Origin of the sequence: Acinetobacter stercoris (assembly GCF_900323515.1) — a bacterium.
GTDB lineage: Bacteria > Pseudomonadota > Gammaproteobacteria > Pseudomonadales > Moraxellaceae > Acinetobacter > Acinetobacter stercoris.
In genome coordinates, this window is sequence record NZ_OOGT01000452.1 from 1 (window position 1) to 675 (window position 675).

At 26.7% G+C, this 675-nt stretch carries 1 protein-coding gene; it reads right to left on the reverse strand.

The window, feature by feature from the left end:
- Positions 1 to 249: 249 nt before the first annotated feature.
- Entirely contained in the window at positions 250 to 486 is a 237-nt protein-coding gene (locus KPC_RS20185) for a hypothetical protein (RefSeq protein WP_146196703.1), read from the reverse strand.
- Positions 487 to 675: the final 189 nt, after the last annotated feature.

Sequence of the window (675 nt, forward strand, 5' to 3'; positions counted from 1 at the left end):
AGTACAGTTTATGCAATTTTTTTTAAATCAACATCTTACTTGGAATAAAAGTAAAAGTTAATTTATTCTATTGTTTTATAAAAATAAAAATTAATTTATGAAAAAAATAAAAGATAGTGGTGCTGTTATTTCAATGATTTGATATAACTTTTGAAATAAAAAAACTGTTTAGATTTACAATGTAATTTTTTCTAACCAGATCCGTTTATAAAAAATGCCCGAAGATATCGAGCATTAAATAATTTATGGTTATTGAGCAGTCAGGTCAGTGTCTTCTACATCTATTTTTACAGCATTATCACCTTGCTGTAATGTAGGGTCAGCTTGTAATGCAACATTTGTTTGGGCATGCAAATGATAACCTTCTATCAGTGTCATATTTCCAGTATTTGCTGTTTCATTACTTTTTGCAATTTGATGTGAATTACAACCTGTGACAATAAAACCAAATATAAAGAGTAACGATAATTGGGCTGCAAATTTCATAGACACGCCTTCTTTTAAACTAAGTATATATAAAATAGTGTACTTAAATTTGATGTTTTTATACACATTTTCTTCAAAATTAAAATCTTCAGACATAAAAAAAGCTCATTCAAAAAAACTGAATGAGCCTGAAAAACATCTCTAAAAAGAGAAACCACAACACTAAATATTGTCTATAATGTTAATTAC